The sequence below is a fragment of the Nonomuraea guangzhouensis genome (assembly GCF_019396345.1).
GTDB classification, from domain to species: Bacteria; Actinomycetota; Actinomycetes; order Streptosporangiales; family Streptosporangiaceae; genus Nonomuraea; species Nonomuraea guangzhouensis.
Genome location: NZ_JAHKRM010000011.1, coordinates 266,287 through 290,804, shown reverse-complemented (window position 1 = coordinate 290,804; position 24,518 = coordinate 266,287). Strand labels below are relative to the sequence as shown.

Genomic DNA, 24,518 nt, shown 5'->3' with positions numbered 1-24,518 from the left:
CGACCTTTACCCCACTTCGCGAAACCAACCGCGTACGTTCCGTCACTTATCCTTCGGACATATACCCCAAAACCACTCTTCGTATGCTACCCGCGACAATCTGTAGATGGCCTATGGCTCCGGAGTGACAGCCACCTGTGCGGCCGCGTCCGGTCCCTCGGTCAGGAGCACCTCGAAGCCCGCCCCGTCGAGGATCGGCACGCCCAGACTGACGGCCTTGTCGTACTTGGACCCGGCGTTGTCCCCCGCCACCAGGAACGAGGTCTTCTTCGACACCGAGCTCGCGACCTTGCCGCCCCGATCGCCGAGCGCCTCGGCGGCGGAGTCGCGGGTGAAGCCCGGCAGCGTGCCCGTCACCACGAAGGTCAGCCCCTCCAGCGTCTGCGGCCCCTTCTCGGGAGCGGGCTCGTCCTCCATGCGGACGCCCGCGGCCCGCCAGCGGGTGATGATCTCGCGATGCCAGTCGACCTCGAACCAGGCGCGGATGGTGGCCGCCACCCGCGACCCGATGCCCTTGATCGCGGCGAGCTCCTCCTCCGAGGCGGCCATGACGGCGTCGATCGAGCGCAGGGCGACCGCCAGGTCGCGGGCCGTGGGCGGCCCGACGTGCCGGATGGAGAGCGCGACCAGCACATTGGCCAGCGGCGCCTGCTTCGCCCGCTCGAGCTCCTCGATGAGCTTGTGGGCGTTCTGGCTGGCCTCTCCGTTGATGTTGGAGAAGAACGAGACGACCTTCTCCTCGCCCGTCTTCGGATCGATCTTGGGCAGGCCGCTGTCCTTGTCGCGGACCACGGACCTGATCGGGATCAACCGCTCCAGCGTCAGGTCGAACAGATCGGCCTCGGTGCGCACGACCGGCTCCTGCGGCGGCAGCGGCTGGGTGAGCGCGGTCGCCGCGACGTAGCCGAGCCCGTCGATGTCGAACGCGGTGCGCCGGGCCGCGAAGAACAGCCGCTCGCGGATCTGCGCGGGACAGCCGCGAGCGTTGGGGCAGCGCAGGTCGGCGTCGCCCTCCTGCTCATAAGCCAGCTCCGTGCCGCACTCGGGGCAGTGGGTGGGCATGACGAACGGGCGCTCGGACCCGTCACGCAGGTCGGTGACCGGGCTGAGGATCTCGGGGATGACGTCACCCGCCTTGCGCAGCACGACGGTGTCGCCGATGAGCACGCCCTTGGCGGCCACCACCGCGGCGTTGTGCAGCGTGGCGCGCTCGACCGTGGAACCGGCCACGCTGATCGGCTCCATCACGGCGAACGGCGTGACGCGGCCGGTGCGGCCGACGCCCACCTGGATGTCGAGCAGCTTGGTGTTGACCTCTTCCGGCGGGTACTTGAAGGCGATCGCCCAGCGCGGCGCCCGCGAGGTGGAGCCGAGCTCGCGCTGGGTGCGGAAGTCGTCGACCTTGACCACCACGCCGTCGATCTCGTACGGAGGGTCGTGGCGGTGCACGCGGTAGTGCTCGATGAAGGCGTCGATCTCGGCGAGGTCGCCGACCACCCGGTAGAGGTCGCTGACCGGCAGGCCGAACTCGCGCAGCCGCTCGTAGACCTCGGACTGCGCCTTGGGCTCGGCCGCGCCCTCCCAGACGCCGACACCGTGCACGATCATGCGCAGCGGACGCTGGGCGGAAACCCGTGGATCCTTCTGGCGCAGCGAGCCGGCCGACGCGTTGCGCGGGTTGGCGAAGGGCGCGATCCCCTGCTCGACGAGCTGCTCGTTGAGCCCGCCGAACTCTTTGACCGGCATGTAGACCTCGCCCCGGACCTCGATCAGGCTGGGGATGTCAGCGCCCTTCAGCCGGTGGGGCACGCCCTCGATGGTGCGGACGTTGGGCGTCACGTCGTCGCCCGTCCGGCCGTCGCCCCTGGTCGCGCCGCGCTCCAGCCGCCCGTCGCGGTAGACGAGCGCGATCGCCAGCCCGTCGATCTTGAGCTCGCAGAGGTACGGCCCGGGATCGCCCTCGGCCAGCCGCTCGGCCCGCGCCTGCCACCCGGCCATCCCGGCCGGGTCGAAAGCGTTGTCGAGGCTCTCCATCGGCGCCAGGTGATCGACCTTGGCGAAGTCACCGGCGACCGGCGCGCCCACCTTCTGCGTCGGCGAGTCGGGCGTCACCAGGCCCGGATGCGCCGCCTCCAGCGCGAGCAGCTCGTTGAACCACTCGTCGAACTGACCGTCGCTGACCGTGGGCCGGTCGAGCACGTAGTAGCGATAGCGGGCTTCCTCCACCAGCTCGCTCACCTCGGCGTGCCGCTCACGCGCGGCCACAGGCACGCCATCGACGCTTGGCTCGCTCACCAGGGTCTCCTTCCGTCCAACACCCTGAGCAAACGCTATCGCCGAGCACCGGCAACGGGCACCTTCCGAGGTGCCCGGTCGCGGCGTGAACGGGGTCAGCCGCCCTGGGACCAGACGCCGTCCCAGGACGAGCACTTGCCGGTGACCTTCGTGGCCGTGCCGCGGCAGACCCGGCCCTCGATCGAGAGCATGTAGCCGGTGGGGAAGGAGAACGCCAGCGGCTTGGCCCCCGAGCAGTTGTGGAACGTCTTGGCGCCCCTGCCGCCGTCGTCCTTGACCCACCGGAACTTGAGCCACGAGCACCCGCTCCGGCCGGGGAAGTCGTAGAGCTTGCCGTTGACCGTGAAGCCCGGCCGGTCGAGGACGACCTTGCCCTTGGCCTTGCCCGCCTTGTCTGACGAGTAAATGGAGCCCCAGTTCCATATCTCGGGGTTGGCGGCGGCCGCGGCCGGAGCGGCGAGCGACGCGGACGAGATCAGGAGGGTGACGCCGACCGCCACAGTACGAAAGATCATAAAAAGGAGGCTACTCAGCCGGGTTGCAACCCGCTTGCCGGATCGTCGCGCAGCACCTGAGCGGCCTTGCGGCAGGCGGCGAGTGCGGCCCGCGCGTATCTGGGAGAGGCGCCGGCGAGCCCGCAGGCCGGGGTCAGCACGACCTGCCCGGCCAGCTTGTCGGGCGGGAAGCCGAGCCGCCGCCACAGGTCCAGCGCGGGCCTGGCGACGACACCGGCATCGGCCAGCCGGGTGTCGGTGCCCGGCACCACCCCGAGGAACAGCAGCAGCCCCGCCTCCAGGGCCTCCCCGAGCGCGTCGTCGTCCCGGCGGCTGAGCAGGGACGCGTCCAGCGAGACGCCGCGGACGCCGGCCGTACGGAGGAGTCGGAGGGGCACCGACGGCGCGCAGCAGTGCACGATCGGGTCGCCGAACAGGGGCAGCGACTCCGACACCCGCCAGCCCTCCACGGGGGCCAGCCGCCCGAAGCCCGAGGCGGTCGGCACGGTGCCCGCGAGCACGCCGGGCAGGCCCGGCTCGTCGAGTTGCAGGACGATCTCGGTGACCCCGGGCAGGCGCCGCCGCACCTCCGCGACGTGGTCCTCGACGCCCTGGGCGAGCGAGGCGATCAGGTCGCGTACGGCTCCGGCGTCGGAGAGCATCTTGTCGCCGTACTTGAGCTCGATGGCGCCCGCCAGCGTCCACGGGCCGCAGACCTGCAGCTTGAGCGGCCCCGTGTAGTCGTGCCCGACCTCCTCCAGGCCGTCGAGATCGCGTCTGAGGTGGTCGACGGCCCGCTGGTGGTCGCGTCCCGGCCGGTCGGCCAGCCGCCATCCCGACGGCTGCACCTCCACCGCCAGGTCGACGAGCAGCCCCGCCGTCCGCCCCACCAGGTCGGCGCCCACACCGCGGGCCGGCAGCTCCGGCAGGTACGGCAGTCCGGGCAACTCCCCGAACACCACCCGAAGCGCCTCGAAATGATCCTCACCCGGATGCGACCCGACTCCGGTGGCTTCCAACGTCGACATGGCACCAGCGTAGGCTCTGGAAATATGAAGCTGACCAAGCACGGCCACGCGTGCGTACGCCTGGAGAAGGACGACAACGTCCTCGTCATCGACCCTGGCACCTTCACCGAGGGCCCGGTCCTCGACGGCGCCGGCGCGGTGCTCATCACCCACGAGCACATGGACCACGTCGACGTCGAGCGGCTCAAGGCCGCCTCTCCCGACCTGGAGATCTGGACCTGCGAGGCGGTCGCCGCCCAGCTGACGGAGGTGCCGGCGAAGGTGCAGGTCGTACGGCATGGCGACGACTTCACGGCGGCGGGTTTCGCGGTGAAGGCGTTCGGTGAGTGGCATGCAAAGAACCACCCTGACGTGCCGATTGTGCAGAATGTCGGCTTCATGGTCGACGATGAGGTCTTCTACCCGGGTGACGCGCTGACGCTGCCGGGGGTCGAGGTGCCCACCCTCCTGGTGCCCACGAACGCTCCGTGGATGAAGCTGCTGGAGATGGTCGACTACCTGCGCGCGGTCCGGCCGGCCAGGGCGTACTCCACCCATGACGGGCTGCTCAACGACATCGGCCTCAGCCTGGTCGACAACTACCTGAAGCTGGAGTCCGGCAAGCAGCACGCCGACATGCGGCGACTCAAGGTCGGCGAGTCGGTCGAGCTGACCTGAGGCATTCAGTTGGCTGCGGCGATGGTGGCCGAGCCGATGACGATCTCGCCTGAGTAGAGCACCGCCGCCTGCCCCGCCGCGACCCCCGTGGCGGGGCGGTCGAGGGTGATCCGCAGCCCCTCGCCGGTCTCCTCGAAGCGGCACCCGTAGACCTCACCGTGGGCCCGCAACTGCACCTTCAGCTCGCCCACGCCCAGCTCGACAGGCGCGGTCGGCCCGTTCCAGACCGGGCGGCCGCAGGTGATCGAGGTGACCTCCAGCGCCGACCGCGGCCCCACCGTGACCGTGTTGGACACGGGCTCGATCGACAGCACGTAGCGCGGCCGGCCGTCGGCGGCGGGCCGGTCGATGTGCAGCCCCTTGCGCTGGCCGATCGTGAAGCCGTGGGCGCCGTGGTGGTTGCCGACGACCTCGCCCTCCTGGTCGACGATCGGCCCTTCGGCCGCGCCGAGCCGCTTGGCCAGGAAGCCGCGGGTGTCGCCGTCGGCGATGAAGCAGATGTCGTGGCTGTCGGGCTTGTCGGCGACCGTCAGGCCCCGCCTGGCGGCCTCCTCGCGTACCTCGGCCTTGGTCGAGTCGCCCAGCGGGAAGATCGCGTGGCCGAGCTGCTCGCGGGTGAGCACGCCCAGCACGTAGGACTGGTCCTTGCCCTGGTCGGCGCTCCTGGACAGCACGCCGTCCACCAGCCTGGCGTGGTGGCCGGTGGCGACCGCGTCGAAGCCCAGTGCCAGCGCCCGGTCGAGCACCGCCGAGAACTTGATCTTCTCGTTGCACCGCAGGCACGGATTGGGCGTGCGGCCCGCGGCGTACTCGGCCACGAAGTCCTCGACCACGTCGCGCTGGAAGCGCTCGGCCATGTCCCAGATGTAGAACGGGATCCCGATCACGTCGGCGGCGCGCCGCGCGTCGCGGGAGTCCTCGACCGTGCAGCAGCCCCTGGCCCCCGTGCGGTGGGATTGAGGGTTGGCCGACAGGGCCAGATGCACGCCAGTGACGTCGTGACCGGCCTCGGCGATCCGGGCTGCGGCCACGGCTGAGTCGACGCCGCCCGACATGGCGGCAAGCACACGCAATCCCATGACCATTCCAGCGTACTGTCCCGCCAAGGGTGCCCGGCCATCTGCACAAGTGGGCTCCGCGTCTGGGAGTATTCAGGCCATGCGACTGTTCGGGCGCAAGGACGACGAAGAAGAGCCCACCGAGCCGACCGACGGCATCGCGCCGTTCTGGGCGTGGTGGGAGGAGACCAGGCCGCGGCTCGACTCGCTGGTGGCCGCCGGTGAGGCCGAGGGGCTGTCGGAATGGATCGCCCCGGCCGTGGCCGCGGTGCATCCCGACCTGGTCTGGGAGGTGGCTCCCGGCAGGAACGCGGCGCACGCGCTGGTCGTGACCGCCGCCGGCGACCCCGAGCTGCGCTCGCTGGCGCACCGCTGGGTCAAGGGCGCGCCGCCGGCCGACCTGCTGTGGGAGTTCCATCCGTCACGCCAGGTCAATCCCCAGGCGCTGGAGCTCACGCTCGACGTGGGCGGCTTCGAGTTCGCGCTGGACAAGCTGATGCTGGGGCTGCGGGTGCCGCCCAACGCACCGCGCGTGGACGTGGCCGCCTATCACCCGATCTTCGGCCAGCTCGACGAGGACACCCGGCTGGAGGCCACGCTGCTGGCCCTCGACTGGCTGCTCGGCGAGGACGACGTGGCGCGCTGGGTGGGCGAGATCACCCCGGCCACGTTCCAGCCGATCGACTCGGTCGCCGCCGTGCACCTGCCCGCCGTGGTGGCCGACCTGGCCTCCGGCTACGAAGAGGAGCAGTGGGCGCTGCTGGAGGGCCAGACTGCGGCAGGCGCGCCGCTGATCGCCACCGCCCGCTATCCGCTGCGGCCGGTCGACTATCCGCTGTTCGACCAGCACATCGCGATCACGCTCCCGTACGCGCATCGCGACGAGAACGGGCTGCCCGTCGGCGAGTCGCTGGCGGCGCTGCGCGACTTCGAGGAACGGCTGGCGGCCCGGCTGCTCAAGCTGCACGACGACGCGGTGCTGGCGGCGCACCTGAGCGCCGAGAGCCACCGGGTCATCCACATCTACGCCGACCCGACCGGCGACGCGGCGATCCACGCCAAGGAGCTGATCGTGAGCTGGGAGGAAGGCGAGCCGCGGGTCGACGTGGCGACCGACCCCGCGTGGACCGCGGTGGTGGCCTTCATCAACTAGCTGGGCATCGACTAGCGATCAGCTCAGGCCGGCGCGGCGGGCGCGTTCGACCGCCGCGGGCAGCACCTCGATCAGGCGGTCGACGTCGTCCTGCGTCGAGGTGTGTCCGAGCGAGAACCTGAGCGAGCCCCTGGCCGCCGCCGCGTCGGCGCCCATCGCCAGCAGCACGTGGGAGGGCTGGGCCACCCCGGCCGAGCAGGCCGATCCGGTCGAGCACTCCACGCCCTTGGCGTCGAGCAGCATGAGCAGGGCGTCGCCCTCGCAGCCGGGGAAGGAGAAGTGGGCGTTTCCCGGCAGCCGGTCCACCGGGTCGCCGTTGAGCACCACGTCGGGCACCGCCTGGCGTACGCGCTGGATGAGGTCGTCGCGCAGCTCGGTCAGGCGGCGGCTCAGCGCCTGCTGTTCCTTGACCGCGACGCGGATCGCGGCGGCGAGACCGGCGATGGCGGGCCCGTCGAGCGTGCCGGAGCGCACGTCGCGCTCCTGGCCGCCGCCGTGCATGACCGAGACCGGCGTCTGCCCGCGGGCCAGCAGCAGCGCGCCGACGCCCAGCGGGCCGCCGACCTTGTGCCCGGTCACCGTCAGCGCGTCGGCGCCCGAGTCGGCGAACGACACCGGCAGCTGCCCGACCGCCTGCACGGCGTCGGTGTGGAACGGGATGCCGCTGTCGTGCGCGATGGCGGCCAGGGTGTGCACGGGCTGGACCGTGCCCACCTCGTTGTTGGCCCACATGACGCTGATCATGGCGACGTCGTCGGGGTCGCGGGCGATGGCGGCGCGCAGCGTGTCAGGATGCACCCGGCCGAGCTCGTCGACCTCCAGCAGCTCGACCTGAGCGCCCTGGCTGTCGGCCAGCCAATGGGCCGGGTCGAGCGCCGCGTGGTGCTCGACCGAGCTGATCAGCAGCCGCTTCCGCGGCCGGCGCGCCCAGTAGAGGCCCTTGACGGCAAGGTTGTCGGCTTCGGTGCCGCCCGAGGTGAACACCACCTCGCTCGGCCTGGCGCCCAGCGTGTCGGCGATGGCCTCGCGGGATTCCTCGACCACCCTGCGCACTCGGCGGCCGGTCGCGTGCAGCGAGGACGCGTTTCCGACCAGGCCGAGTTGCTCCGTCATGGCCTCGATCGCCTCGGGAAGCATGGGCGTGGTCGCCGCGTGATCAAGGTAGGCCGACGGTCTGCTCACCAGGAAAGCGTATCCCCTTTGCCACTGTACCGTCCGGACGGTACAGTAGAGGCATGAGAAGGGATGAGCTCTTGGATGCGGCAGAGGATCTCCTCTGTGACCAGGGCTCGGCCGCGCTGACCCTGTCCGCGGTGGCCGATCGGGCCGGCGTGAGCAAGGGCGGCCTCCTCTACCACTTCCCGTCCAAGGAAGCCCTGATCAAGGGCATGGTCGAGCGGCTGATCGACGATTTCGACCAGCTGATGGCCGCCCAGAGCGGCGCCACCTACACCGAGCGCTACCTGGCGGCGACGCTGGAGGCCGTGCGCTCCAACCGGCTGCGACGATGGGCCGTGGTCACCGGTGCCTCGGGCAACATGTTCCTGCTCGCGCCGATACGCGAGGCGATGGCCCGCTGGCACAGCGAGGGGCTGGACGACGAGCCCGACCGGGTGGCGTCCCAGCTAGTCCGGCTGGCCTGCGAGGGGCTCTGGGACGTGGCGAGCCACGATCCCGACCTCAACGCCGAGAGCGACCTGCGCGCCCTTGAGGACCGCTGTCGCGCCCTCCTCAAACGGTAGCCCCCCTTAACTCCCCCTCCCCCTTAACTTCCTTCGCCGTCCGGGCTCGCGTGCTGCGCTCCGGGCCGCGTCGCATGCCAATGAATGAGTGATTTGCGAGGTATGTTCCCATGATCCGCGACTTGAGGATTGCCCGTTATGGGGCGGTTCTTACTTTCGTTCTGGCCGGACTGCTGGTGGGCACGATGACCGTGCGCATCCCGGCGTTGACCGACAAGCTCGGCCTGTCCGAGTCGGCGGTCGGCCTGCTCCTGCTCGTGTGGGGCGTGGGCGCCTTGATCACCATGCAGTCCATGCGCCGGATCATGGCCCGCGCGGGCAGCAAGACGATCCTGCGGATCGGCGGCCCGCTCACGGCGCTCGGCCTGGTGGGCGTGGCCTTCGCACCGAACCTCCCGCTGCTGCTGGCCGCGTCCGTGTTCTTCGGCATGGCGTTCGGCATGGTGGACATCGCGATGAACGCGCAGGGCTCCACCGTGGAGCGGGCCTACGGGCGCCCGCTGCTGAACGGCATGCACGCCGGCTGGTGCGTGGGCGCGATCTCGGCGGGCGCCCTGGGCAGTCTGTCGATCGCCCTGGGCCTGTCGTTCACCGCCAACCTGGCGCTGGTCGGCCTGGTCTCGCTGCCGGTGACGGTCCTGCTGGGCCGCACCTACCTGCCTGAGGCCCCGGCCGCGCAGACCACCGCCAAGGCCGGACGCCGGCTGCCCCCGGTCGTCTACCTGCTCGGCGCCATCATGTTCTTCGCGTTCATGGTGGAGGGCACGGTCGCCGACTGGAACGGGTTGTTCATGCGTGACACCTTGGGCGCGCCGGAGGCGCTGGCCGCGCTCGGCTACCCCGTCTTCGAGGTGGGCATGCTGGTCGCCAGGCTCACCGGCGACCGGCTGGGGTCCAGGTTCGGGGTGCGCGGCATCATGACCGCCTCCGGCGTGGCCACCGCGGGGTTCTTCGCCGTCGTCCTGGTCGCGCCCGCGCCGCTGGTGGCGGTGGTGACGATGTTCTTCGTCGGCCTCGGCGTGGCGACGATCTCGCCGATGACGCTCTCGCTGGCCGGGACCGCCACCGACAACCCCGGTCCGGCGATCGCCCAGGCCGGTGCCATGGGCTACGCGGGACTGCTGCTCGGCCCTGTGGTGATCGGCTTCCTGACGGACGTCACGTCACTGCGGGCCGCGCTCGGGATCGCCGTCGTGCTGGGTGTGGCGATCGCGGTGGCCGCCCGCTTCCTGCCGCGCCAGGAGCCCATGTCGGTCACGGTCTGGCCGGCCGTCGAGGACGCGGGCAGGGAGCCCGAGCCGGCCCACGCCTGACCCCAGGACATTTGTCCTAGTTAATTGGCTTACATTCTGCACTGCCCCGATCCGCAAGTCAGTGCGAGGCTGAGCCCATGGTCAAACCGATCGCCACCGCCACGGTATTCGTGGTGACCGCCGTGCCGAGTGCGCTCCAGTTCTTCCTCCCCGGTCTGGAGCCCGCGCTCATGCGGGACCCGGCGGCCATCGACGCCGGGCAGTGGTGGCGGCTGGTGACCTCCCTCGTCGTTCAGGACGGCGGCGTGCTCGGCACGCTGTTCAACCTGGCGTTCCTGGCGGTGCTCGGCTACCTCGCCGAACGCTCGCTCGGGCCCGCCCGCTGGCTCATCCTGTACGCCGCGGGCGCCGTGGCCGGGCAGGCGGCCGGATACCTGTTCAACGATCCGGGAGCCGGGAACTCGATCGCCCTGTGCGGCCTGGCGGCGGGCCTGGCCCTCGCCTGCGAGGGGTCGCTGGAGCGCTCCGTGGGCTCCTTCTACGCGGTGATGCTGGGCGCGTCCGCCCTCGCGCCGTCCGATGGCACCTGGAGCTGGGTGGTGACAGTTGCGCTCGCGTTGGCCGGGTTCCAGCTGGTGGTCCACCGCGAGCGGCTGCCCGTGTGGGTCTTCCCCGTCGTCCTCGCGGTCGTCGGCGTCATGCTCGCCGCCCTCGCCGACCTCCATGGTGTGGCCCTGCTGGGTGGCATGATCGCGGCATGGGCTCTGACCGGAAAGTCCCGTTCGACCTCACGACCTACGTCGCTCGCGTAAGGAACGGGCCGTGCTTCATCTGCGCCATCGTGGCCGGTGACCCGGCCCACGACCTGGAGGAGATCCTCTACGAGGACGAACGCCACCTGGCGTTCCTGGCCCGCTACCCGACCATGCCCGGCTACGTCCTGGTGTGCCCGAAGGCCCACGTCGAGCACGCGGTCCGCGACCTCGACGAGGACGACTACCTCGAGCTCATGCGGGTCGTACGGCGGGTGGCGCTGGCCGTCGAGGCGGTGGTGCCGTCCGAACGCACGTACCTGCTCACGCTCGGCAGCCAGCAGGGCAATACGCACCTGCACTGGCACATAGCCCCGCTACCACCCGGCACCCCGTACGAGGAGCAGCAGTTCCACGCGCTCATGTCCGAGAACGGGGTGATCCCGTGGTCACTCGGCCAGGCCCGGGACCTCGCGACCCGGATCCGGAAGGCGCTCGCCGGGGTGTGATCTGGAAGTTCTCTGTGGATTACGGCCGAGCCTCTCGGCGATCCGCTGGTCGGGGGCTCGGGTTCACAGAAACCTCACAGATCTCCTCAGAAGCCCTCCATCCCGGCGTACGACGCTGGCCGCATGATCCAGCTCAACGGACTGACGAAACGCTACGGCGAGGTGCTCGCCGTGGACGACCTCACCTTCACCGTACGGCCCGGCCTGGTCACCGGCTTCCTTGGCCCGAACGGCGCGGGCAAATCCACCACGATGCGGATGATCCTCGGCCTCGACCGGCCCACCTCGGGCTCGGTCACCGTCAACGGGCGCGCGTACCGCGACCTGCCCCAGCCGCTGCGGGAGGTGGGGGCGCTGCTGGAGGCGCAGGCCGTGCACCCGCACCGCAGCGCCTACAACCACCTGCGTTACCTGGCGCAGACCAACGGGATCCATGACCGGCGCGTGGCCGAGGTGCTCGACCTGGTCGGGCTCACGGAGGCGGCCGGGCGGCGGGCGGGGGTGTTCTCCCTGGGCATGAGCCAGCGGCTCGGCATCGCCGCCACCCTGCTCGGCGATCCGCCGGTGCTGCTGTTCGACGAGCCGGTGAACGGGCTGGACCCCGAGGGCGTCCTGTGGATCCGCACGCTGATGCGCGGGCTGGCCGCCGAAGGGCGCACGGTGCTGGTCTCCAGCCACCTGATGGGCGAGATGGCGCTGACGGCCGACCGGCTGGTGGTCATCGGCAAGGGCAAGCTCATCGCCGACGCGGAGACCGCGACGTTCACCGACACCGGCGAGGGGGTGCTCGTCCGTACACCCGAGGACGTCATGTTCACCCGGCTGCTGCTGCTGGCCGGAGCCCGGGTGCGGGCGGGCCTCGACGGCGAGCTGATCGTGACCGGCCTGACCGCGCCCGACATCGGGCGGCTGGCCGCCACCGAGGGCGTGCCCCTGTTCGAGCTCGCCCCGCGCCGCACCAGCCTGGAGGAGGCCTTCATGGAGCTCACCCGTGACAGCGTCGAGTACGGGGCGGCCCGATGACCGCCGCGGGCGTGCTGCGCGCCGAGTGGACCAAGTTCGCCACCATCCGGTCGACGACGGTCCTCGCCGCGGCGATCGTCGCGATCTCGACCATGTTCGGCTGGCTGTTCGGCACCGCGAGCGCCAATCAGTACGCCGCCGCCTCGGCACAGGACCGGCTGGACTTCGACCCGATGTCCCCGGCCACGCGGGGCCTGTTCATCGTGCAGTTGCTGGTCGCGGGGCTGGGCGCGCTGGTGGCCTCGTCCGAGTACGGCTCGGGCACGATCCGGGCGAGCGCCGCGGCCGTGGGCCGGCGGCGCCTGCTGACCGCCAAGACCGGGATGACCCTGCTGGCCGCACTGCCGGTGAGCGTGGCGGCCGTGTGGCTGATGGTCCTGACCTGCATGGCGACACTTTCCGCTCGCGGGGCGCCGGCCGTCTGGTTCGGTGACGCCGCCGTCGTCCGCGTCCTGACGCTCCGCCCGCTCGTGCTCACGCTGCTGGCGCTCTTCGGGCTGGCACTCGGCTTCCTGATGCGGGCCACCGCCGCCGCGGTGAACGTCAGCACCGCCTTCCTGCTGATCCCGATCTTCGCCGGGTCCTCTCCCGGCTGGCTGCGCGAGCTCCTCGGCATCTACTGGCCGAACGTGGCGGCCTTCTCGGCCGCCTCGGGCCAGGCTGACGCCGGTCTGCCGCCCTGGGCCGGGTTCGGGATCCTCGTCGGGTTCACGGCGGTGATGCTGGGCGTCGCGTTCGTGAAGTTCGAGTCCCGTGATCTCTGAGCGCACGGCTCGTACGGACTCATAGGCTCGAACCGGTCAGGACAGGGAGGGCGTCAGTTGCGTGACGGCGAACGGCTGCTCGTGGTCGACGACGAACCCACCGTCAGGGAGCTGCTCTCGGCCACCCTGCGCTTCGCGGGCTTCACCGTGAGCTCGGCCGAGAGCGGCGTGCAGGCGCTGGAGTCGGCCGGACTCGACCCGCCCGATCTGGTGCTGCTCGATGTGATGCTGCCTGATCTCGATGGTTTCGAGGTCATCCGCCGGCTCAGGATGCTGCCCCGGGGCGAGGGCCGGCCGGGGCCGGTGCCGGTGCTGTTCCTGACGGCCCGCGACGCCACGGCCGACAAGATCAACGGGCTGCGGCTGGGCGGCGACGACTACGTGACCAAGCCGTTCGACCTGGAGGAGCTCCTGGCCCGCATCAGGGCCATACTCCGGCGCACCGGCGCGGCTCCCGGCGCCGGCACGCTGCGCGTGGCCGACCTCGAAGTCGATCCCGAGGGCCATCAGGTGACCAGGGCGGGCCAGGCCGTACGGCTGTCACCGACGGAGTTCAGGCTGCTGCTCCACCTGGTGCTCCACGCCGGGCGGGTGCTGTCCAAGGCGCAGATCCTCGAACACGTCTGGCGCTACGACTTCGCCGGGGACTCCAGCATCGTCGACACCTATGTCAGCTACCTGCGCCGCAAGGTGGACACCGGGGACACGAAGCTGATCCACACCGTGCACGGCGTCGGATACGTGCTGCGCAGGCCCAAACAGTGATCGGGCGCCTGTCCCTGCGGCTCAGGCTGCTGGCCATCACGGTGGCGCTGCTGGTCGCCGGGCTGGTGGTGATCAGTTCCGTGGTCGTGCAACAGCTGGAATCCCAGCTTCTGACCAGGATCGACGAGAAGCTGGCGCCCATGGGCACCGCCCTGTCCGTGATCCCGCCCGAGCTGGCCGAACGGCTGCAACAGGGGTCGGCCGGCAACCCCGCGGCGCAGCTCGACCTCTTCGGGCAGGGCTACGCGGCCTACCTGTCCGCCGACGGCACGATCCTGCGGGAGCTGAGCACCGTACCCGGCCCCCGGCTGCCCCGGCTGGACTCCGCGGCCGTCGCCGCCCACGCGAAAAAGCCGTTCACCGTGAGCGGTGCCGATGGCGTGGGGTGGCGGGCGGTCGCGCTGCCCAAGGCGCGGCCGGACAGCTCCGGTCACGCCAGTGTGGTCGTCGCGGTCTCGCTCGACGCCATGGACGCCACGATCGGCAGGGTGCGGCTCGCCTGCTTCGTCGCGGGCTCGGTGCTGCTGGCCGTACTGGCGCTCATCGGAAGTGTGGCGATCCGGGCGGGGCTCGCGCCGCTGCGGCGCGTGGAGGAGACCGCGGCGGCGATCGCCGGCGGCGACCTGACCAGGCGGGTGCCGTACCTGGCCATGCCGGGGACGGAGGTCGGGCGGCTCGCGCACGCGCTGAACGGCATGCTCGCCCAGATCGAGCAGGGGTTCGCCGCCCGCGCGGAGTCCGAGGCCCGCATGCGCGGGTTCGTCGCCGATGTGAGCCACGAGCTGCGTACGCCGCTGTTCGGCATCAAGGGGTTCTCGGAGCTGTACCGGATGGGCGGCACGGACGCCGAGGCGGCGCTGGCCCGCATCGAGAGCGAGTCCGGGCGCCTGGCCCGGCTGGTGGACGACCTGCTGCTGCTCGCCTTCCTCGACGAACCCGAGGGCGCGGGGTCGCGGCTCGATCTGACGCCCATGGACCTGCGTACGCTGGCCGCCGACGCGCGGCACGACTTCGCCGCGCTGGACCCGGCCAGGCCGATCGCGTTCACCGGGCCCGGCGACGGACCCGCGGCGAGCGCTCCGGTGCTGGGCGACGAGGCCAGGCTGCGGCAGGTGGTCAGCAACCTCGTCGGCAACGCCGTCACCCACACGCCCGCGGGCTCCCCGGTCAGGATCGGCGTCGGCACCGTGGGCAGGCAGGCGGTGCTGGTCATCGAGGACGAGGGGCCGGGGCTCAGCGCGGAGGAGTCGGCCCGCGTCTTCGACCGCTTCTACCGCGCCGACGGCTCCAGGGCCAGGTCCACCGGTGGGGCGGGACTCGGCCTGGCCATCGTGCGCTCCATCGTCGCCGCCCACGGGGGGCGCGTGGAGGTCCGCTCCGCGCCGGGGCGGGGAGCGGCCTTCCACGTCCTGCTCCCCGCCATCGACCCGTGAACCTACTTGCGCTTGGTGACCTCATCGGTGAGCTGAGGCACGACCTGGTGCAGGTCGCCCACGACGCCGTAGTCGGCGAGCTCGAAGATCGGCGCCTCCGGGTCCTTGTTGATCGCGACGATGGTCTTCGCGGTCTGCATCCCGGCCCGGTGCTGGATCGCACCGGAGATGCCGGCCGCGATGTAGAGCTGCGGCGACACCGTCTTGCCCGTCTGACCCACCTGGAACTGGTGCGGGTACCAGCCGGCGTCCGTGGCGGCGCGCGAGGCGCCCACGGCCGCGCCCAGGGCGTCGGCCAGGCCCTCGATGACCGAGAAGTTCTCGGCCGAGCCGACACCACGGCCACCGGAGACCACGATCGCGGCCTCGGTCAGCTCGGGGCGCGCGCCCTTCTCCTGCTTCACCCGCTCGAGGACGCGGGCGGCCCTGGCGGACCCGGTCAGCGTGATCGACACCTGCTCCTCGGTGCCCGCCCCCGCGGCGGCCTCGGGGGCCGTCGAGTTCGGGCGGACGGCGATGATCGGCGTGCCCTTGCTCACCTTCGAGCGGACGTTGACGCCGCCGCCGAAGATGGACTGGTCGGCCACGAAGCCCTCGCCCAGGCCCACGGCGTCGGTGATGACGCCCGAGCCGGTCTTGACCGCGAGCCGGCCGGCCACCTCCTTGCCCTCGGTCGTGGCGGCCACCAGCACCGCGGCGGGCGACTTGTCGGCCACCAGGTGGGCGAGGAGCTCGGCCTTGGGCGCGACGACGTAGTCCACGATCTCGTCGGCTCCGGCGACGTAGATCTTGTCAGCACTGTATTCGGCGAGCCTGGCCTTGGCGCCGTCGGTGATGCCGGGGCCGGCCCAGACGGCGGCCGGCGTGCCGAGCGAACGGGCCAGAGTCAGCAGTTCGAGCGTGACCTTCTTGACCTCTCCGTCGACGTGCTCGACGAGAACGAGAATCTCCGACATATCAGCTGTTCTCTCCCGGGCTCAGATGAACTTCTTGGACGCGAGGAAGTCGGCGGCCTTGGAGCCCCCGTCGCCCTCGTCCTTGACGATCGTGCCGGCCGCGCGCGGCGGGGCCGCGGCGAAGTCGACGACCTCGGACCAGGCCGCGCCCAGGCCGACCTGGTCGGCCGCGATCTCCGCGTCGGCGATGGCGAGCGTCTCGACCGGCTTCTTCTTGGCCGCCATGATGCCCTTGAAGGACGGGTAGCGCGGGTCGTTGATCTTCTCCACCACGGACACGACGGCGGGCAGCTCGGCCGCGACCTTGTCGAACCCGTAGTCGGTGATCCGCTCGATCACGATCTGCGAGCCTTCGACCTCGACCTTCTTGGCCAGCGTGAGCTGCGGCGCGTCCAGGCGCTCGGCCAGCATCGCGGCCAGCACGCCCGTACGCGCGTCGGTCGACTCCGAGCCCAGGATGACCAGGTCGAACCCGATCTTCTTGAGCACCTGCGCCATCGCGTAGGAGGTCGACAGGGCGTCGGAGCCGTGCAGCGCGTCGTCCGTCAGGTGGACGGCCTTGTCGGCGCCCATGGCCAGGGCCTTGCGGATGGTCTCGGTGGCCCGGCTCGGCCCCATGGTGAGAACGGTCACCTCACCGCCGTGGGCTTCCTTGAGCTTCAGGGCCTCCTCGACCGCATACTCGTCAAGCTCGTTCACCACGCCGTCGACGGCGTCACGGTCGAGCGTCTTGTCATCGGACCGGAGCTTGCGCTCGGTCGCCGTGTCGGGGACCTGCTTCACGCAGACGACGATGTTCATGGCCGGTGGACGACCTCCCGTGTTCGCGTACGCCGTCGCTCGGTGCGACCGGCGCCTGATGCATGCTGACAGACTGCCAGGTGCCCCATGGGGGGCGGTGACAGGGGGTGGGCTCCCTCCCGCCTTGCCGTCATGTTACCCATGAGTAGCTTAGTCGCAAGCGCGGGGCTTGCCGACAAAGCATCCACCACCCTACCGAACTTTATTCCGTTGCCCGAGCTCAGGCCGACAGCAGGAAGACGATCCCGACCACCAGCGCCGTCCCGGCGAACAGCGCGAGCGTGAACGTGCTGAAGAACGTGCTCAGCCCCAGGCAGAGCCCCACGGCCCCGAGCATCGCCGCGAAATCGTAAATGATCCGGCTCGTCCTGAAGAGCCGGAAGAGGCCGCGCGATAACAGCGCCACCCCCGCGTCGATCACGGCCACCAGCGCGTACGCGGCCAGCAGGAACAGCGCCACCTCAGGCAGCGGCCCCCGCGCGGCGGCGGCCAGCAGCGCCACGAACAGCCCGGAGCCGATCAGCCAGCGCCTGCGTACCGACTCCCGGTGCCTGGCCCTGGACTCCTCGACCGGCGGACGGTGCCGCTCCTGGCCCGGCCGCCATTCGCGGGTCTCCAGGTCGTGCGTCTCGCCCGGCCGGGAACGCAGGGCGGTGGCGGCGGGCGGAAGGGAGGCGTGGTGGGCCCGAGGGACGGCCTCGACGCCCAGCCGGGCGCAGATCTGCGCGGCCGTCGGCCGCGCGGCCGGGTCGATGGCCAGGCACTCGTGCAGCAGCGGGGCCAGCCAGTCCGGCGCCCCCTCCAGGTCGGCGTCGTGGTGCACGACCCGGTAGGCGACCGCCGACGCCGGCCCCTGCCCGTACGGCTGGCGTCCCGTGGCCGCGTAGGCCAGCGTGGCCCCGAACGAGAACACGTCGGCCGCCATCCCCGACTCCTTGCCCTCCAGCACCTCGGGCGCCAGATAGCCGGGTGTGCCCACCACGGCTCCCGAGGCCGTCACCGAGAGCGAGTCGAGCGCGCTGGCGATGCCGAAGTCGATGACGACCGGCTCGCCCTCGGCCATCATCACGTTGGCCGGCTTCAGATCCCGGTGCACGACCCCCGCCTCGTGCATGGCCAGCAGCGCGTCGGCCAGCCCGGAGGCCAGCAGCCGCAGCTCGGCCACCGGCGTGGGGACCGCGCTGAGCGGCCTGCCCTGGACGTACCGCGTCACCAGATAGGGCTCGGCCACGTCGAGCGAGGCGTCGAGCACCTCGGCCACGTGCGGCCCGCCCACCAGCCGCATGGTCTCCACCTCGCGGGCCAGCCGGGCCAGCGCGCCGCTGTCGGCCGTCACGTGCGGGTGCAGGACCTTGACTGCGACCGTACGGCCCTCGGGGTCGAGTGCCAGGTGCACCACGCCGAACCCGCCCGCTCCGAGCCGGGAGAGTAACTGATACGGGCCCAGCTTCTGGGTCATACCCCTGTTCTCCCCCCGGAGCGGGCCAAGACACTTACGACCAGGGTGACAGGAATCCCATTCCCATGCCGTTGAGCAGACTGTCGATCAGGCCGGTGATCAACCCCATCGTGCTGTGCCGCGCCTGGCTGGTCAGCTCGTCGATCACCGTCTCCGGAGCCCGCCAGGGCACCCACGACGGGTTCTGGCCCATCGCGAACATCACCGCGAGCAACGCGGCCGTACCGACGACCAGGGCGGCGACCAGGGCCGCGCCGGGAGTGCGCAGGACGCCGGTGAGCGAGCGTGTGACCGCCTTGCGCGGCGCGCCGCCGCCCGGCAGCACGAACAGCCCGGCCGAGAAGGCGCCCGCGCCGTACGCGGCGGCGTCGTTGACGCTCATCCCGCCGCCCCAGCGCAGCACACCCCACACGCAGACACCGAACATCAGCGCCAGCGGCACGTGGACCAGCGTCACGAGCGCGGCCTTGACCAGCGCCCACGGCGTGCCGACCAGGACGAGCAGCGGGTCGGCCGCGCTGCTCCCGCGCACCTGCCGGCGCTTGACCATGTCGCCGAAGAGGTATTCGCCGACCCGCAGCACCAGCGCCAGCGCCACAGCCACCGCGCTCACCGCGACAGGCAGCATGACCGCCAGCGCGGTCAGCGTGACCAGCAGCAACAGGCCGACGAACTGGCTGCCGACCAGATAACGCTTGCGCTCGGCCGGCGGCGCGGGCGAGTAAGGAGGCGGCTGCTGGGGCGGCCGACCCCCTTGCGTGGGCTGGTAGGCGGGCGGGTGGGTGGGCGGCGCCGGATAGCCGGCGACCCGCTGGTCGACGCGCGGGGCCGGGTGCCTGTCCGGCATCGGCGCCGGGACGTAGGGCGGCGGCTTCTCCTCGCGCGGCGGCGCGGGCGACGGCGCGGGCGGGCTGCCGTACGTGACCGGCGGCAGCACGTCGGCGTAGTTGTCCATGACCCGCGTCCGGTTGCCCATCCGCTTGGTGCCGGTCGGCCCGTCGGAGGGTGTCTCGTGGAACGAGGTCACCGTCGGGTCCAGCGACCTGGCCATCCGCAGGAGTTCCTGGGCGCTGGGCCGGGCGCCGGGCTCGACGCGCAGTGCCCGGCTCAGCCAGCCGCGCAGCCAGGCGGGCGCCTTGTCGATCTGCGCGCGCCCTTCCATGATGTTGAAGCAGACCGCCTCGAAGGTGCCCGTGCCGAACGGCGGCGCGCCCGTCGCGGCGAAGAACACCGTGGAGGCCAGCGCGTGCACGTCGGCCGCCTGGGTGATCTCCGAGTCGCGGATGATCTCGGGCGCCAGGTAGCCGGGCGTGCCGACGAACATCCCCGTCTGGGTCAGCCTGGTGGCGTTGACCAGATGCGCGATGCCGAAGTCGATGACCAGCGGCTCGCCGTTGACCAGCATGACGTTGGACGGCTTGAAGTCGCGGTGGATCACCTCGGCCGCGTGGATGGCCACCAGCGCCGTGCACAGGCCCTGGGCCAGCCTGATGATCTGCCGCGCCTCCAGCGCGCCCTCCGCCAGCACGGTCTCCTCGAGCGTGCGGCCGGGGGCGAAGCGGGTCACGACGTACGGCTGGCCGCCGACCAGCTCGGCGTCGACCACTTCGGCCACGTACGGGCTGCGTACCCGGCGCATGGTCTCGACCTCGCGGGTCAGCCGGTCACGGGCCTTCAGGTCGGCCGCCACGTGCGGGTGCAGCACCTTGATGGCCACCTCGCGGCCCTCGGAGTCGAGGCCCAGGTGGACCACGCCCATGCCGCCCTCGCCGATCTTCCTGACCAGCCGGTAGGGGCCGAGACGTTCCGGCGCCTGGGTGCTCATCGCCACCGTCCCAGCATCATCCCCCGGGGTTCCCCTTCAGTCCGTTGAGCTGGGTCACCACAGGTCCGACGTTCAGCGGAGCCCATACGGCCCTCCTCGCGTTGTCGAACGTGCCGTAAGCGAGGATCAGGGAGAGCGCGGCCCCCGCCGCGAGAACTCCCACCATCACCATCGCCGCTGTTCTCGAGGGTACGAGCGATGAGAGGGTTCTGCGCATCTGCCTTCCAGGTCCCTCGACGCCCGGGCCCGAGCAGACGGTCCACAGGGCGATCGCCGCTCCCCAGGCCAGCGCGTTGTAAGGGTTCATCTTGACGACCACGGCGAGCAGCAACGTCACCGGGAGTCCCAGGATAAGCGCGTAGAAGGTCAGCGCGAAGGTGATGCCCACCGACTTGACCAGCGCTTTGGGGAAGGCGAACACCCGCACCACGTCGAGCGCCGCCGATCCGGTGGACCGGCGCGCGACGAGCTCCGGCTGGGCCAGGTCGGCCGCGCGCAGCAGCACCACGACCGGGATCGCCACCAGGGCCACCAGCACGGGCGCCACCACGGCCGCCACGATCATCAGGATCAGCAGCATCGCGCTGGCCAGGCCATAGGCCCTGGACCGCTGGAGCGCCTGCCCCGGCCGGGCGCCCGGGATGAACGGCTCGCGCTTGGTCCGCAGGTCGGGCTGCTGGCCCTGCTGGTCCGGCGGGAGGTACGGGTCGCGCTTCGCCTGAGGGTCGGGCGGGAACTGGCCCTGGACCGGGATGTAGGGCGGCGGCTGGACCGGGTTGCCCCTGCCGTAGTCGGGCGCGTCGGGACGCACCCGGCGGGTGGGGACGTCGGGCGGGTCCGTCGGGCGGACGCGCCGGGTCGGCACGTCGGCGTCGGCCGGCGGCGTGTGGCTGTTGTGCTGGGCGGAGACCTGCCACGGCTGCGGGGTGGCCTCGCGCTGCATCTTGCGCAGCTCCTCAGGGGTCACCCTGCGGGTCGGCCACGGGTCGCCCTGCTGCTCGGGGAGCAGCGAGACGTACTGCTGGTCCGGCGGCGGCTGCTGGGGCGGCCGGCCCTGGGGCGGCCGGTTCTGGCCGGGCCCCTGCTGTGACTGTCCCGGCTGTGGCTGTCCCGGCTGCTGGCGCAGCTGGCCGTCGACGAGCTTGCGCGGCGTCATGGGCGGCGTCGAGACGTCGTACGACGGCTTGTCGGCCAGCGGCTGCGGCGTCGGCAGCTCGAGCGACGGGTTGGAGCGGTCGGAGCGCGGCACGGTCGAGATCTCGTCGCCCACGCCGCCCGGCGGCCTGGGCAGCATCCTGGCGGTCTGCTCGGCCAGCTCGGCGGCCTTGGGCCGCTTGGCGGGGTTGCGCTGGAAGGCGGCCTTGAGCAGCGGCTGCAGCTCCGCCGGAGCCGCGCTCACGTCGGCCTTGCCCGCGGTGATGTTGTAGAAGATCATCTCCAGCGTGCCCTTGCCGAAGGGCGGCTGGCCGGTGCCGGCGTACAGCAGCGTGCCCGCCCAGGCGTGCACGTCGACCTCGGGGCCGGCCTCCTGCCCCTCGATGATCTCGGGGGCGAGGTATCCGGGCGTGCCGATGAACATCCCCGTCTGCGTCAGCCGGGTCGCGTCGACCGCCTGGGCGATGCCGAAGTCGATCAGAACCGGCTCGCCGTCGATGATCAGCACGTTGCCCGGCTTGAGGTCGCGGTGGATCACCCCGACCGCGTGCACGGCGGCCAGCGCGGTGGCGACCCCGTGCGCGATCCTGACCAGCGCGGGCAGGTCGAGCGGGCCGTCGTCCTTGACGATCTCGTCGAGCGGCCGTCCGGGGACGTAACGCGTGACGATGTACGGCCGATGACCGGTCACATCGGCGTCGAGCACCTCGGCGATGTACTTGCTGCGCGCCCGGCGCATCGTCTCGACCTCGCGCGAGAGCCGCCGCCTGGCGACCTCGTCGCCGGCGACTTCGGCGCGTAGGACCTTGACCGCCACCTGTCTCCCCTGTGGGTCGACAGCGAGGTGGACAACGCCCATTCCGCCTTCACCGAGCCGCCTGAGCAGCCGGTAAGGGCCGAGTCGGTCATCGTTCATGGCATGAAGCACCATACCGGCTTAATCCCCGCCCACGAGATGAACCATGAGGCCACATTCCCACTCGTACAACGTCCCGAAGGGGCCCATCGGTTTCCAGTTCAACGGTCTCGAATTGGCGTCAGTTCGCCAGAGGGAGGACTTCTGCACCCTTAAGTCCGGCAAGTGTGGTTCCGGCGATGGCCAACTTGGACCGCCGCACCCCGCTGCCGATCACCACTCTGTGGTGCTCCGCCACCTTCGTGTCCACCAGGATCGGCCAGTCCGCGGGCAGGCCCAGCGGGGTGATGCCGCCGTATTCCATCCCGGTGAGCTCGACCGCCTCCGCCATCGGGGCGAAGCTCGCCTTGCGCGCGTCGAGATGCCTGCGCACGACGCCGTTCACGTCGACCCGCATCGTCGCGAGCACCATGCACGCCGCGTAACGCGTCTCGCCGCCGCGCTTGGCCGCGACGACCACGCAGTTGGCCGACTCGTCGAGTGTCACGCCGTAGCGCTCGCAGAACGCCGCCGTGTCGGCCAGCTCGGGGTCGATCTCGGCCACGTCGACGCCGCCGAGTCCCTGCACGGCACGTGCCACCGGCTCGGCCAGCAGGTCGATCCGGTCGGTCGCGGCCACCCAGTCCAACGTCATCCCATCTCCTCGATCGCTCTCTGAGGACCTTACGCCGGTCCCCGGAGTCGCGCGCGACGTCACGGTGACTGCAACACCCGTTGGTGCAGCTGGGTGACGGCGCCGCGGGCCGACTCCATGGCGCCCGCCTGCCACGCGATCAGGTAGGTGAGCCAGTCACCCGCGAAGTAGACCCTTCCGCTGGGGCGTTGCAGAAGAGTGAACGACGAATCAATGGCGGGCCAGCGCACCCAGCCGCCCTGGATGTGCTCCTGACGGTCCCAGGAGATGGAGACGCTGGAGAGCAGGTCCTTGCCGTACTTGTCGCCGTGGATCTTCCTGCCCTGGGTGAGGGCGCGGCGCCTGCGGTCCTCCGGGGTGAGCGCGCCGTAGAGCTCGGCGTTCTTGTCGGTGTTGTAGTAGCCGACGAGCACGCCGCGCTCGGCGTGGAAGCCGGCCGACGGGTACCAGATGTGGGTGATGTCGAGGTCCGTCTCGGTCACGCCGCCGTAGATGCGGTCTTCGAGCTCCCACCAGCGCCGGCCGTACTCCAGCCCGATCTTCCCGCTCGCGACCGGGATGGGCGTCTCGAGGGCGGCCGTGACGGGGTCGCCGAGGTTGTGCGGGATCTTCGCGAGCAGGTGGGGCGGGAGGGTGGCGATGCAGTAGTCGGCCTTGAGCGAGCCGCCGTCCCAGGTGACCTCGACGCCGTCGGCCAGGTTGGTGATCTTGTTGACCTTGACGCCGGTCCTGATCCGGTCCTCGCCGACCGCCTCCTTGAGCTTGGTGACGATGGCGTCCATGCCGCCGACCGGCTGCAACATGGGGGTGGACTGCTCGTAGCCGAAGTCATTGGTGATCGAACGGCCGGTGCCGGCGGCGAGGACGGCGTGCAGGGTGCCGGGGGCCGGGATGGGGGTGCCGCCGTCCAGTGCCGGATATTTGATGAAACCGCGGCGGTCGGAGCCTTCGTAGCCGAGCTTGGGGCCCAGGTCGCCGAACCTGCGGAGGAACTCCAGCAGGCGTTCCTGGTCGTCCTTGCCGATCTGCTTGTCGAGCGCGCCAACATTTGTCGCTTTAGCCAGCAGCTCCGCGACATATCCGTACATATCAGCACGTGCGGCTCTTGCCCGGATTGTCTGGCCGTTTGTGTGGACGAGCGCCTGCCCGTTGTTGTTGATGAACGTCTCGATCGGGATGCCCAGCTCGCGGCAGTAGTCGAGCGTGACCATCCACGGCGCGATCCGCCCCGGGCCCGCATTGAAGTAGACGCCCTCGCCGAACTTCACGTCCTGCGCGGGGCCGTTCAGCTCGGCCAGCCGATCGCCGCCGCGCAGCGTGAGGTTCCGGCCGCCGGCCCGGTCCCTGGCCTCCAGCAGCGTGCAGTCGTAGCCGGCCTTGCCCAGCTCGTACGCGGCGGTCAGCCCCGCGACGCCGGCCCCGATGATCACCACCTTGGCCGCCGCCTTGCCGCGCAGCGAGAAGTCACCCGGCCGAGGGGCGGCGAAGTCCTTGTCCTGCCCGGACGGCGCCAGACCCAGCGCGCCCATGGCGGCGTACATCGCTCCCGCGCCACCCACCGCCCCGATGCCGACGAGCAAGCTCCGCCGGGTCAGCGCCGCGCCCTCCATGCCCCTGCTCCCCACTGTGCGGGCCTACCGTCCGCGGGCTCACCTTTGCGCGCCCGCCCCTTGCCGGCCCGCTGTCGCGCGCCTTTTTCACTTTTCGCGGCCCATCTTCGCGGGTCCGACAGCCGCGCGTCTCGTCTATCGAACGTCGCCGCCACTTATCGGGCGCCGCCACACGACCTCACTCGTCCGCGCGCCGCCGCACGACCTCACTCGCTCGGGCACCGCCACACGACCTC

General features: G+C 71.1%; 22 protein-coding genes. 10 read left to right on the top strand and 12 right to left on the bottom strand.

What is annotated here, in order from left to right:
• Positions 1–111: 111 nt before the first annotated feature.
• The 3 genes from ligA to KME78_RS24560 all read right to left on the bottom strand — a co-directional run bounded on the left by ligA (position 112) and on the right by KME78_RS24560 (position 3,817).
• Complete coding sequence (gene ligA, locus KME78_RS24570) at positions 112–2,295, bottom strand: NAD-dependent DNA ligase LigA (protein WP_308127118.1); 2,184 nt, start codon at positions 2,293–2,295, stop codon at positions 112–114.
• 95 nt (positions 2,296–2,390) lie between these two features.
• On the bottom strand, positions 2,391–2,810 hold the full coding sequence (locus KME78_RS24565) for a hypothetical protein (protein WP_219531539.1): 420 nt from the start codon (positions 2,808–2,810) through the stop codon (positions 2,391–2,393).
• A 14-nt stretch (positions 2,811–2,824) separates the two neighbouring features.
• Complete coding sequence (locus KME78_RS24560; RefSeq protein ID WP_219531537.1) at positions 2,825–3,817, bottom strand: methionine synthase; 993 nt, start codon at positions 3,815–3,817, stop codon at positions 2,825–2,827.
• A gap of 24 nt (positions 3,818–3,841) precedes the next feature.
• Here KME78_RS24560 and KME78_RS24555 point away from each other — a divergent pair, with 24 nt between their 5' ends.
• Positions 3,842–4,474, top strand: a complete 633-nt coding sequence (locus tag KME78_RS24555; RefSeq protein WP_219531535.1) for an MBL fold metallo-hydrolase — start codon at positions 3,842–3,844, stop codon at positions 4,472–4,474.
• Between the two features lie 5 nt (positions 4,475–4,479).
• Here KME78_RS24555 and mnmA read toward each other — a convergent pair whose 3' ends face one another.
• Complete coding sequence (gene mnmA, locus KME78_RS24550; protein WP_219531533.1) at positions 4,480–5,553, bottom strand: tRNA 2-thiouridine(34) synthase MnmA; 1,074 nt, start codon at positions 5,551–5,553, stop codon at positions 4,480–4,482.
• Between the two features lie 79 nt (positions 5,554–5,632).
• On the opposite strand from mnmA, the gene KME78_RS24545 reads away from it, so the two are divergent.
• Complete coding sequence (locus KME78_RS24545; protein WP_219531532.1) at positions 5,633–6,685, top strand: DUF695 domain-containing protein; 1,053 nt, start codon at positions 5,633–5,635, stop codon at positions 6,683–6,685.
• Between the two features lie 18 nt (positions 6,686–6,703).
• Here KME78_RS24545 and KME78_RS24540 read toward each other — a convergent pair whose 3' ends face one another.
• Positions 6,704–7,867 (bottom strand): cysteine desulfurase family protein, encoded by a 1,164-nt coding sequence (locus tag KME78_RS24540; protein WP_308127117.1) that lies wholly within the window; start codon positions 7,865–7,867, stop codon positions 6,704–6,706.
• 53 nt (positions 7,868–7,920) lie between these two features.
• Here KME78_RS24540 and KME78_RS24535 point away from each other — a divergent pair, with 53 nt between their 5' ends.
• From KME78_RS24535 to KME78_RS24500, 8 genes are all read left to right on the top strand, one after another.
• Positions 7,921–8,427 (top strand): TetR/AcrR family transcriptional regulator, encoded by a 507-nt coding sequence (locus KME78_RS24535; RefSeq protein WP_219531530.1) that lies wholly within the window; start codon positions 7,921–7,923, stop codon positions 8,425–8,427.
• Between the two features lie 122 nt (positions 8,428–8,549).
• Positions 8,550–9,740 (top strand): MFS transporter, encoded by a 1,191-nt coding sequence (locus tag KME78_RS24530; RefSeq protein WP_246651766.1) that lies wholly within the window; start codon positions 8,550–8,552, stop codon positions 9,738–9,740.
• A 77-nt stretch (positions 9,741–9,817) separates the two neighbouring features.
• Complete coding sequence (locus tag KME78_RS24525; RefSeq protein ID WP_219531527.1) at positions 9,818–10,492, top strand: rhomboid family intramembrane serine protease; 675 nt, start codon at positions 9,818–9,820, stop codon at positions 10,490–10,492.
• Positions 10,438–10,941: an HIT family protein gene (locus KME78_RS24520; RefSeq protein ID WP_219531525.1), complete on the top strand. Its 504-nt coding sequence runs from the start codon at positions 10,438–10,440 to the stop codon at positions 10,939–10,941. The genes KME78_RS24525 and KME78_RS24520 overlap by 55 nt, the downstream gene beginning before the upstream one ends.
• 123 nt (positions 10,942–11,064) lie before the next feature.
• Positions 11,065–11,964 (top strand): ABC transporter ATP-binding protein, encoded by a 900-nt coding sequence (locus KME78_RS24515; RefSeq protein WP_219531524.1) that lies wholly within the window; start codon positions 11,065–11,067, stop codon positions 11,962–11,964.
• Complete coding sequence (locus tag KME78_RS24510; RefSeq protein WP_219531522.1) at positions 11,961–12,728, top strand: hypothetical protein; 768 nt, start codon at positions 11,961–11,963, stop codon at positions 12,726–12,728. Before KME78_RS24515 ends, KME78_RS24510 begins: the two co-directional genes overlap by 4 nt.
• 57 nt (positions 12,729–12,785) lie before the next feature.
• Positions 12,786–13,493 (top strand): response regulator transcription factor, encoded by a 708-nt coding sequence (locus KME78_RS24505; RefSeq protein WP_246651765.1) that lies wholly within the window; start codon positions 12,786–12,788, stop codon positions 13,491–13,493.
• The gene (locus KME78_RS24500) at positions 13,490–14,926 is read left to right on the top strand and encodes a sensor histidine kinase (RefSeq protein WP_219531520.1); all 1,437 of its coding nucleotides are present in this window, start codon (positions 13,490–13,492) and stop codon (positions 14,924–14,926) included. The genes KME78_RS24505 and KME78_RS24500 overlap by 4 nt, the downstream gene beginning before the upstream one ends.
• Positions 14,927–14,928: 2 nt before the next feature.
• On the opposite strand, the gene KME78_RS24495 is transcribed toward KME78_RS24500, so the two are convergent.
• From KME78_RS24495 to KME78_RS24465, 7 genes are all read right to left on the bottom strand, one after another.
• The gene (locus KME78_RS24495; RefSeq protein WP_219531518.1) at positions 14,929–15,882 is read right to left on the bottom strand and encodes an electron transfer flavoprotein subunit alpha/FixB family protein; all 954 of its coding nucleotides are present in this window, start codon (positions 15,880–15,882) and stop codon (positions 14,929–14,931) included.
• A 21-nt stretch (positions 15,883–15,903) separates the two neighbouring features.
• Complete coding sequence (locus KME78_RS24490; protein ID WP_219531516.1) at positions 15,904–16,683, bottom strand: electron transfer flavoprotein subunit beta/FixA family protein; 780 nt, start codon at positions 16,681–16,683, stop codon at positions 15,904–15,906.
• A gap of 220 nt (positions 16,684–16,903) precedes the next feature.
• Positions 16,904–18,142 carry a serine/threonine-protein kinase gene (locus tag KME78_RS24485; RefSeq protein WP_219531515.1) on the bottom strand — a complete coding sequence of 413 codons (1,239 nt, stop codon included), beginning with the start codon at positions 18,140–18,142 and terminating at the stop codon, positions 16,904–16,906.
• A 34-nt stretch (positions 18,143–18,176) separates the two neighbouring features.
• Positions 18,177–19,967, bottom strand: a complete 1,791-nt coding sequence (locus KME78_RS24480; protein WP_219531667.1) for a serine/threonine-protein kinase — start codon at positions 19,965–19,967, stop codon at positions 18,177–18,179.
• A 16-nt stretch (positions 19,968–19,983) separates the two neighbouring features.
• Positions 19,984–22,038 (bottom strand): serine/threonine-protein kinase, encoded by a 2,055-nt coding sequence (locus tag KME78_RS24475; RefSeq protein ID WP_219531513.1) that lies wholly within the window; start codon positions 22,036–22,038, stop codon positions 19,984–19,986.
• A gap of 121 nt (positions 22,039–22,159) precedes the next feature.
• The gene (locus KME78_RS24470) at positions 22,160–22,672 is read right to left on the bottom strand and encodes a YbaK/EbsC family protein (protein WP_219531512.1); all 513 of its coding nucleotides are present in this window, start codon (positions 22,670–22,672) and stop codon (positions 22,160–22,162) included.
• Positions 22,673–22,731: 59 nt separating this feature from the next.
• Positions 22,732–24,282 carry a flavin monoamine oxidase family protein gene (locus KME78_RS24465; protein ID WP_219531510.1) on the bottom strand — a complete coding sequence of 517 codons (1,551 nt, stop codon included), beginning with the start codon at positions 24,280–24,282 and terminating at the stop codon, positions 22,732–22,734.
• Between the last annotated feature and the right edge of the window lie 236 nt (positions 24,283–24,518).